General features: G+C 73.7%; 10 protein-coding genes. 9 read left to right on the forward strand and 1 reads right to left on the reverse strand.

Going from position 1 to position 9020, the window contains the following annotated elements; all coding sequences use genetic code 11:
- Window positions 1–82 precede the first annotated feature (82 nt).
- The gene (locus tag ACWDD7_RS29745) at window positions 83–565 is read left to right on the forward strand and encodes a hypothetical protein (RefSeq protein WP_450459678.1); all 483 of its coding nucleotides are present in this window, start codon (window positions 83–85) and stop codon (window positions 563–565) included.
- Between the two features lie 41 nt (window positions 566–606).
- Here ACWDD7_RS29745 and ACWDD7_RS29750 read toward each other — a convergent pair whose 3' ends face one another.
- Window positions 607–1794, reverse strand: a complete 1188-nt coding sequence (locus tag ACWDD7_RS29750) for a PP2C family protein-serine/threonine phosphatase (protein WP_450459679.1) — start codon at window positions 1792–1794, stop codon at window positions 607–609.
- Window positions 1795–2564: 770 nt separating this feature from the next.
- Between ACWDD7_RS29750 and ACWDD7_RS29755 the strand changes: the two genes are divergently transcribed.
- The 8 genes from ACWDD7_RS29755 to ACWDD7_RS29790 all read left to right on the forward strand — a co-directional run.
- Window positions 2565–3200, forward strand: coding sequence for a hypothetical protein (locus ACWDD7_RS29755; protein WP_450459680.1), 636 nt, complete (start codon window positions 2565–2567; stop codon window positions 3198–3200).
- Window positions 3197–3466 carry a BON domain-containing protein gene (locus tag ACWDD7_RS29760; protein WP_285561688.1) on the forward strand — a complete coding sequence of 90 codons (270 nt, stop codon included), beginning with the start codon at window positions 3197–3199 and terminating at the stop codon, window positions 3464–3466. Before ACWDD7_RS29755 ends, ACWDD7_RS29760 begins: the two co-directional genes overlap by 4 nt.
- The gene (locus ACWDD7_RS29765) at window positions 3463–4194 is read left to right on the forward strand and encodes a metallophosphoesterase family protein (protein WP_351877693.1); all 732 of its coding nucleotides are present in this window, start codon (window positions 3463–3465) and stop codon (window positions 4192–4194) included. Before ACWDD7_RS29760 ends, ACWDD7_RS29765 begins: the two co-directional genes overlap by 4 nt.
- A 291-nt stretch (window positions 4195–4485) precedes the next feature.
- Window positions 4486–4833 (forward strand): DUF6343 family protein, encoded by a 348-nt coding sequence (locus tag ACWDD7_RS29770; protein ID WP_392213346.1) that lies wholly within the window; start codon window positions 4486–4488, stop codon window positions 4831–4833.
- A gap of 324 nt (window positions 4834–5157) precedes the next feature.
- On the forward strand, window positions 5158–6264 hold the full coding sequence (locus ACWDD7_RS29775) for an MFS transporter (RefSeq protein WP_450459710.1): 1107 nt from the start codon (window positions 5158–5160) through the stop codon (window positions 6262–6264).
- A 120-nt stretch (window positions 6265–6384) separates the two neighbouring features.
- Window positions 6385–6960, forward strand: a complete 576-nt coding sequence (locus tag ACWDD7_RS29780; protein WP_351880632.1) for a carboxymuconolactone decarboxylase family protein — start codon at window positions 6385–6387, stop codon at window positions 6958–6960.
- Window positions 6957–7817, forward strand: coding sequence for an RNA polymerase sigma-70 factor (locus tag ACWDD7_RS29785; protein WP_351880635.1), 861 nt, complete (start codon window positions 6957–6959; stop codon window positions 7815–7817). The genes ACWDD7_RS29780 and ACWDD7_RS29785 overlap by 4 nt, the downstream gene beginning before the upstream one ends.
- A 347-nt stretch (window positions 7818–8164) precedes the next feature.
- Window positions 8165–9020: hypothetical protein (locus ACWDD7_RS29790; RefSeq protein WP_450459681.1), on the forward strand; the 856-nt coding region annotated here is incomplete at its 3' end.

A 9020-nucleotide genomic window follows, 5' to 3' on the forward strand; every position in this document is an offset into this window, starting at 1 on the left:
CCACTCTCGCCGAAACATGGTCTTACCAGCCGTCAACGGACGGGATCGGCCCGTCCGTCAGGAAACCGGGGGAACGAGACACATGTCCGTCCGCAACCGTACGACCCTGTTCACCGCCGTCGCCCTCGCCGCCGGCCTCAGCCTGGCCGCGGTCACGCCCGCCCTCGCCCGACCGGCCACCAGCCACGCCGCCGTCGCCCGGGGCGACCCGCGCAACGTCACCCAGCACGTCGCCGACTTCTACGGCGCCTACATCGACGCCGCCTGGGCCGGCGAGGACAAGGCCGCGGGCGCCGAGGCCAAGGCCCTGCGCGCCTTCTACCTCACCCCGGCCGCCCAGAAGAAGGTCGCCGCCTACGAGGCCGAGGAGCACGCCGACGGCATCCTCTTCGCCCAGAACGTGCCGGTGCGGTGGCAGGTGGCCTACACCGGTTCGGGCGCCGGCCACGCCACCAACCGGGTGACGCTGACCTGGAGCGACGGCCCGCACGCGGAGGTCACCCGGATCGACGTCCAGTCCGACCTGCGGACCCTGAAGATCACCGACCTCAGGCCGGCCGACTGACCGGACGGCACCGCCGTACGACCCGCTCCCCCCGGAGCGGGCTACGGCCCTTCGGCGCCCGTCGCGTCCTGGCGTACGGCCCGCCCGTGACCGTGGCCATGACCGTGGAGGCGGTGCCGGTCGGCCGGTGTGCGGTGCAGCGCGATCATCGCGGCGTCGTCGTCGAGGCGGCCCCCCGCATGGGCGAGCAGGTCGCGCCGGAGGTGGTGCAGCAGGGCCTCGGGGCTGTCGTCGGTCCACCGCGCCACCCGCTCCGCCAGCGGATAGAACCGGCCCAGGGTGTCCCGCGCCTCCACCACCCCGTCGGTGTAGAGCAGCAGCGTGTCACCCGGCTCGAAGGAGAAGACGTCCAGCGTGTGCTCCACGGTCGCCGGGACGGCCTGCACGCCGAGCGGCGGCGAGGGGTGCAGGCTCGGCATCGTCACCACGTGCCCCGGGCTCAGCAGCAGCGGCGGTGGATGCCCGCAACTGGTCATCCGGGTGATCTGGTCCCGGTCCGGGATCTCCACCAGCAGCGCGGTGGCGAACCGCTCACCCGCCTCCTCCTCCGGCTCCATGTCGGCCGTGTACCGGGCGATGCTCTGCTCCAGCGTGGTGACCAGGTCGTCCAGCCCGTGGTGCCGGTGGGAGCACTCCCGGAACGCGCTGAGCAGCAGCGCGGCCTCGCCGATGGCGGGCAGGCCCTTGCCGCGGACGTCCCCGATCAGCACTCGTACGGCGCCCTCGCAGCGGGTCGCCGCGTACAGGTCGCCGCCGATCTGCGCCTCGTCCTCCGCGGCCAGGTACAGCGAGGCGGTCCGCAACGGGCCGATCTGCTCGGGCAGCGGCCACATCAGCACGTGCTGTGCGGCCTCGGCGACCGTGCGCACCTGGGCCAGCTGGGCCTGCCGCCGCTCGCGCAGGGCGCTGTAGAGCACCACCAGGACCGAGAGCACCGCGAGGGTGATGATCTGCACGATGTGGTTCGAGGTGCCGATCCCGCCGTGGGTGAAGGCGATGACGATCTGCGCGAGCGTGGCCAGCGCACCGATGGCGGCCGTGGTCCGGGGACCGGCGAGGGACGGGGTCAGCGCGGGCGCGATCACCAGGGCCGGGCCGAGGTGGATGCTGGCCGGTGCCTGCATGTCCACTGCGGTGATCACCACGATGAGCATGATCGGCAGCAGCAGCAACGCGTGCGACGACTGCCAGAACCGCCGGCCCCCCGCCGTCCCGAGCCGCAATCTCATGCCTACCAGCGTGCTCCCGGCGGGGTCGACCGGCCACTTACACCCGCGGCGCGTCGGCCGGGGGGGAGGGTCGGCGTGTTCGGGCCTCCGGGGCGGCGCCGGGGGCGCTCTCCGGGCCGCCGGGAGCACGCCCTCAGAGCTCCATGGACGGCACGTCGTCCAGAACCTCGGAGTACCTGATCCGGGGCTCGTCGCCCCCGCCGCGCGCCCACCGCACCGCGGTGTCGCCCCGGTCGCCCCGGGTACCCGTACGGACCCCGGCGTCCGCCCAGGCCGTCGGGGCAGGGTGGCGCGAAGGGAGGGCCATGAGGCACAACGGGGAGGAGACCGCGTCGGCGCGGCGGCAGGACGTCCCGGAGATCACCGAGTTGCGTCTCGCGGCGGACGGGACACAGTCGTGTACACCGGACGGCCCGGGAGCACGGCCGCAGGCCCCGCCGGGACGGGGGACGCAGGGGCAGGCCCCGCCGGGACAGGGGACGCAGGGGCAGGCCCCGGCGGGTGCGGGGGCGTGCCCGCGGGTCCCGTCGGAACCGGGGCCCCGGAAGCAGGTCCCGTCGGAACAGGGGCCCGGGAAGCGGTCCCGGGGCGGACCGGGGGCGCGCTCGCAGGCCCCGTCGGAACACGGGACACAGGTGCGGGCCCCGGGCGGCCCGGGAACGCGGCCGCCGACCCCGTCAGGGCACGGGACGCGGCGAGTGCCGGACGGCCTCAGGGGCCCGGAAGCCTCGTCAGGGCACGGGACGCGGCCGCGGCCCGCCTCGCGGGACGTGCCGCAGCCCCCGCTCGCGCACGGCACCCCCGGCAGCCCGCGGGGAGCCGAGGCCGGCGATCTGCCGCACGACCGCAGTCAGGCCATCCTGGAGGCCGCCAAGCAGATCGGCGCGCTCCTCAAGCGCGCGGGTCACCCCTTCGCGCTGGCCGGCAGTGTCGCGGTCTACGCGCACGGGGGCAGCCGGTACCTCCAGCACGACGCCGATTTCTGTGTGCTCCCCGACGACGCGGACGCCGTGGCGGCGACCCTGCGCGAGGCCGGGCTCGCTGTGCGGACCCCGCCGGAGGACTGGCTGGTGAAGACCACCTGCCAGGGGCAGAACGTCGACATCATCTTCGCGCTGGCCCACGAGCCCGTCACCAGGGACATGCTCGACCGGGCGCATGTCCTGCCCGTCGACTCGGTGCTCATGCCGGTGCTCTGCCCGACCGACCTCATCCGCAGTCTGATCAGCGCCTTCTCGGAGCACTACTGCGACTTCGGGGCCGTGCTGCCGGTGGCCCGCGCCGTGCGGGAGAAGGTCGACTGGGACGTCGTCCGCGACACCTGCGGGGACGAGCCGATGCCCGCCGCTTTCCTCTTCCTCCTCGAACGCCTGAACGTGATCGAACCCCGTGAGGACCGGCCATGACCGACGCCCCACCGCCGCCGGACACCCAGCTGGACTACCGCGTCGCCCACCTCGCCGAACGCCTGGCCGCGGGAAGGCTCGGCGAACTCGGCGTACGTCTCGAACTGCGCGGCGACACCGTCCTGCTCACCGGCACCGTCCCGTCCGCCGCGTGCCGGGACGAGATCCTGGCCACGGCGCGCGAGGAACTGCCGCACCACCCGGTGCACAGCGACCTCCTCGTCGCCGGCACCTCCTCGCCCGACCACGGAGAGGACCTGACATGATCCGCGTCGCGGCCGTCGGCGACATCCACATGGGCCCCGACAGCCAGGGCACGCTGCGCCCCTCCTTCGAGACGCTGCCCGAGTGCGCCGACGTGCTGCTGCTGGCCGGCGACCTGACCCGGCACGGCACCCCCGAGGAGGCCGCGGTCGTCGCCCGGGAGATCAAGGACCTCGGGGTGCCCGTGGTCGCCGTACTCGGCAACCACGACCACCACGACGAACACCCCGAAGAAGTCACCGCGATCCTCCGGGACGCGGGCGCGCACGTCCTGGAGGGCCAGGCCGTCGTCGTCACCGCAGGCGACGCGCGCATCGGGGTGGCCGGCACCAAGGGCTTCGGCGGCGGCTTCGTGGGACGCTGCGCCGGGGAGTTCGGCGAACCGCTGATGAAGGAGTTCGTCCGCTGCACCCGCCGCTGCGCCGACGCGCTCCACGCCGCCCTGAAGGACCTGGAGCAGTCGGCCCCCGACGTACGGATCGCGCTCACCCACTTCTCGCCCGTCCCCGACACCCTCGCCGGGGAGCCGCCCGAGATCTACCCCTTCCTCGGCAGCTACCTCCTCGCCGAGGCCATCGACACGGCCGGCGCCGACCTCGCCGTCCACGGCCACGCCCACGCCGGCACGGAACACGGCATGACCAGCGGCGGCATCCGCGTCCGCAACGTCGCCCAGCCGGTGATCGGCCAGGCCTTCCACGTGTACCACCTGCCCGGCCGCCCGGAGTGACACGGGCGGCAGGCCGCGTCCCCGGCGCCGCCCGGCGCCGTCACCCGGGGCCGCCGTACGGAGTGCGCGAGCCCCTCCCCGAGACGCGTCTCGCGACCGTGACACCGGCCGGCGCGGGCGATGTCCGTCCCGCCAGGGTCGTACGACGCTCAAAGCGCTGTACGCGCGCGGTCGTTGCCCCCCGCGCGGGATTCCTCACCGGCTCCGCCCGGGTGCCGTTTACGGGCGCCCGCCCCGGGCTACGCGGACCATGGCCCCGAAGGAAGCCGTCACAGGTGAAGGAGGGCCGTCATGGCCGGAGACCAGCACGGACGCGCATCCCCGCCGGCGCACCGCGCACACCCCGCCCGCACCCCCAGCGGCACCGAGCCGGCCACCGCCCGCAGCGCCCTCGGCCTGCGTCTGACCCTGTCCGCGCTCTTCCTCCCCCTCTTCGCCGCCGCCACCGTGGGCTTCGCCCTGTGGTCCGCGCACCGGAAACCCGGCGACAGCCCCGGCAGCGGCCCGTTGACCGCCCTCGCGGTGGTGTGCGGAGTCCTCGCCCTGGCCGCGGCCCTCGACCTCGTACGGGTGATGTCCCGCAGACGGCGTGAGCGCGGCACCACCACCGACGACCTCGGTCAGGCCGACGCGCACTGACCGGCGCGGGACGAACGCGCCGGTGGCGCGCTTTGCGCGGCGTTGGCCGGACGCAGGGCGTGAATATGCCAACCGCACGCTACTGAATGCGGGATTCCGGGTGCAGTCTGCACACGTACCGCCCGCCCCGCCGTGTCACGAGGTCCGGAAGCCTCCCCGCGCACGGCGGGGCCGGCGTTCGCGGGGTCAATTGCGTTGCGGTGGGGCCGGTGCGCTCGGTGAGCTGGGGTCATGGACACCACGGCGGGCGGCATCGAGCGGGCGCGGCGAGCGGGGACCGGGCGAGCGGGCTCCTGGCGCGGCCCCGCGGTGCTCAGCGCCCTCATGCTCGCCGCCTTCACCTTCAACACGGCGGAGAACCTGCCGGTCGGCCTCCTCGACCTCGTCTCGCGGAGCCTGGCGGTCTCGCCGGCCGCGGTCGGCCTCCTCGTCACCGGTTACGGCGTGACGGTCGCCGTCGCCTCCGTGCCGCTCGCCCACGGTACGCGGGCGGTGCCCCGGCGCCATGTGCTCACCGGGCTGCTGGCCGCGCTCGTCGTCTCCAGCCTGCTCGCCGCGTCGGCGCGTTCCTACGGGCCGCTGCTCGTGGCGCGGCTGCTCACCGCGCTCGCGCAGGCGCTGTTCTGGGCCGTGATGGGACCGGTCGCGGTGGGCCTGTTCACGCCCGAGGTGCGGGGGAGGGTGGTCGGGGCGCTGTCCGTCGCGGGTTCGCTCGCCCTCGTGCTCGGCGTGCCCGCCGGTACCTGGCTCGGCGGGCACAGCGACTGGCGGGTGCCCCTGGGCGCGCTCGCGCTGCCGGGGCTCGTCTCGCTGGCGACGATCGCGGCGCTGCTGCCCGGCTCGCCCCCGGAAGCGGAGCCCGCCGCCTACGGGACCGGCCCGGACGCCCGCCGCTTCGCGACCGTGCTCGCGGCGGGGAGCCTGTCCGCCACCGGGGCGTTCACGGGATACACGTACCTCGTGCGGTTCCTCGGTGACGTGAGCGGGTTCGCGCCGGGCACCGTGGACGTCCTGCTCGTGGCGTTCGGCGCCGCGTGCCTGGCCGGGGTGAGCGTCACCGGGGTGCTGCTGGACCGCTTTCCGCGCGCCGTGCTGACCACCGCCGTGGCCACCCAGGCGGTCGGCATGCTCGGCCTGTACGGGGCCGGCGCGCATCCGGTGGCGGCGGTGGTGTTCCTCGTCCTGATGGGCGGCGCCCTCGGGCCGGTGTTCATGGCCACCCAGAACGAGATGCTGACGTGCGCGCCCGGCCGTACCGACATCGCCCTCGCGGCCAACTCCGGCGCGTACAACGGCGGCATCGCCGCGGGCGCCGCCCTCGGCGGACTGGTCCTGCCGCTCGCGGGCGCGCGCGGCGCCTTTCTCGCCGGCGGGCTGCTGACCGCCGGGGCCTGCGCGGTGCTGCTCGGCGGACGGCTGTCACATCCGTAGGCCGGCCGGTGTCTTCATGTCGTACACGCGGGAATCGCGTGCGGACGTACGGCACAACGGCGTACGAGACACGACATACGGCATACGACATACGGCATACGACGCACAAGGAGAACAATCATGGCGCTTCGCATCCCCAAGGCCGAACTCCCCGCCGAGATCGAGGAGAACATGCTCAAGCAGCTCGGTGCCGTGCCCGAGAACGTCGAGGTGACCTGGCACAGCCCCCAGGTCGCCCGGGACAACCTGGAGTTCGGCGGCAGGGTGGGCGCGTGGGGCGACGCCGACGCGGGCCTGAAGTCGTACGCGCACATGGCCGTCGCCGCGCAGGTCGGGTGCAGTTGGTGCCTCGACATCGGCTACTTCCAGGCGCGGAACCAGAACCTGGACCTCACCAAGGCGAGCCAGGTCCCCGTCTGGCGGGACTCGGACGTGTTCACCCCGCTGGAGCGGGACGTGATGGAGTACGCCGAGGCCATGACGAACACGCCGCCGACCGTCACCGACGCGCAGTACGCGAGCCTGCTGGAGCGACTCGGCGCGCCCGCGATGGTCGAACTCACCGCCTACATCGCCTTCGTGAACCTGGCGACGAGGGCCAACGTGGCCAACGGCGTCACCTCGCAGGGCTTCTCCGCCGCCTGCGAGATCCCGCTCGCCGTGCGCCCGGAGCGGCCCGAGGCCGCCGACCGATGACCGAGGACCCCTTCGTCGCCCATCGCAGCCTGCTGTTCACGGTCGCCTACGAGATGCTCGGCTCGGCCGCCGACGCCGAGGACGTGCTCCAGGAGTCCTGGCTGCGCTGGGCCGCCGTCGACCGGACGGGGGTGCGCGATCCGCGGTCGTACCTCGTGCGGACCGTCACCCGGCAGGCGCTCAACCGCCTGCGGACGCTCACCCGAAGCCGCGAGGAATACGTCGGCGAGTGGCTGCCGGAGCCGCTGCTGACCAGCCCGGACGTCGCCGAGGACGTCGAACTCGCCGAGAGCGTCTCCATCGCGATGCTCACCGTGCTGGAGACGCTCGGGCCCGTGGAACGGGCGGTGTTCGTGCTCCGCGAGGTCTTCGACGTGCCGTACGCCGAGATCGCCGAGGCCGTCGGGAAGTCCGCGGCAGCGGTCCGGCAGATCGCGCGCCGGGCCCGCGCCCACGTGGCGGCCCGGCAGCCGCGGGTCCGGGTGAGCCGCTCGGAGCAACAGGCCGTGCTGGAAAGGTTCCTGGCCGCGCTGCGCACCGGGGATATCCAGGAGCTGATGGCGGTCATGGCCCCGGACGTGGTGATGGTCGCCGACGGCGGCGGGCTGGCGTCCGCGGCCCGGGTCCCGCTGCACGGGGCCGAACTCGTGGCGACGCTCCTGTCCCGGGTGGACCGCTCGGCGTCCAGGACGACGGCCGTATGGCTCAACGGCGCGCCCGCGGCCAGGATCGACACCGACGGCCGACCGGCCACCGTGAGCCTGGTGGTGGCGGACGGCCGGGTCACCCGCATCTACGCCTCGGCGAACCCGCGCAAGCTGACCCGGCTCGACGAGCCGGTCGCCCTCGCGCGGTAGCCCGCCGCGGCCTCGGCTGTCGCCGTGTCGTCCTGCCGACAGCATCCGAGTCGGATGACGTGACCGACGGGGGGAGAGGTTGCCTTCACGTCCCTGTTTTCCGTTCCGTCCGCCTGTGGGGCTTCCCACCCGTTAAAGATCTTGACGACCGTGGTCCGGATCGCTGAACTGTCCCCCGGGCCGTGCGACCACGCGGCCCGGGGGAATTCCGCCGGCATTCACCTGGTGATGCCTGAAACGGGTGGGCAACGGGAAAAGCCTCGTACGGTCGATCACCGACGCGGGGCGAAGGGGGCGATGTGCATGACAGGTGCGTCGAAGACGAAGGTGACGGGCTGTCCCGTCTCATGACCGCTGAAGGACATCTCGACCGGCTCCGTCCATCGGCGGCCCGCCTCGCCCGGTTCACCGGGCGCACGCTGCGCGGCGAGTGGCACGCCATCGTCGTCGACCCGGTACGTCAGCTCGCCCGGCGGGGGCTGTCCGGGCTGCTGCTGGCCTTCGTCGCGGCGTTGGGTGTCATCTTCTTCCACGACATCGCGCAGCACGCCACCGGTGCGGTGTGGGTCACCCGGCTCGGTGGCGTCAAGGCCGACCTGCCGCTGTGGCTGTCCCTGCTGCGCACCCCGGTGTCGCTCTACGTCCCGGCGCTCGACCTCCCGGTCTGGGCCGGCATCACCCAGCTGTTCCTGGCCTTCGCCCTCGCCGAACTCACCCTCGGCCGCTCCCGCACCCTCGCGGTCGCCTACGTCACCACGCTGGCCGGCACCCTCGTCGCCCGGCTGATGATCGCGGTCGGGCCGGGCTGGTGGGGCCTCGGTCTGCCGGCCGCCTGCGGGCACGTCCTGGACACCGGGCCCTCGGCGGCGGTCGTCGGCCTGTTCACCTATCTGTCGGTCATCAGGCGCGCGCCCGTGGTCTTCACGCTGACCGGCGGTTCGATGGTGTGGGAGTCCATCGCCGTCCCCAACCTCGCCGGCCGCGAGCATCTGATCGCGGTGGGCTCGGCCGTCGTCCTCGGCCTGCTGCACGGCCACCGGGACCGGCTGCGGACTCTCGGCCGCTCCCTGCTCCCCACCCAATCCGGTCGACCAGCCCCTACGGCCTCTACGGCCTCTACGGCCTCTACGGCCTCTACGGCCTCTACGGCCTCTACGGCCTCTACGGCCTCTACGGCCTCTACGGCCTCTACGGCCTCTACGG

Source organism: Streptomyces sp. NPDC001056, assembly GCF_053598955.1.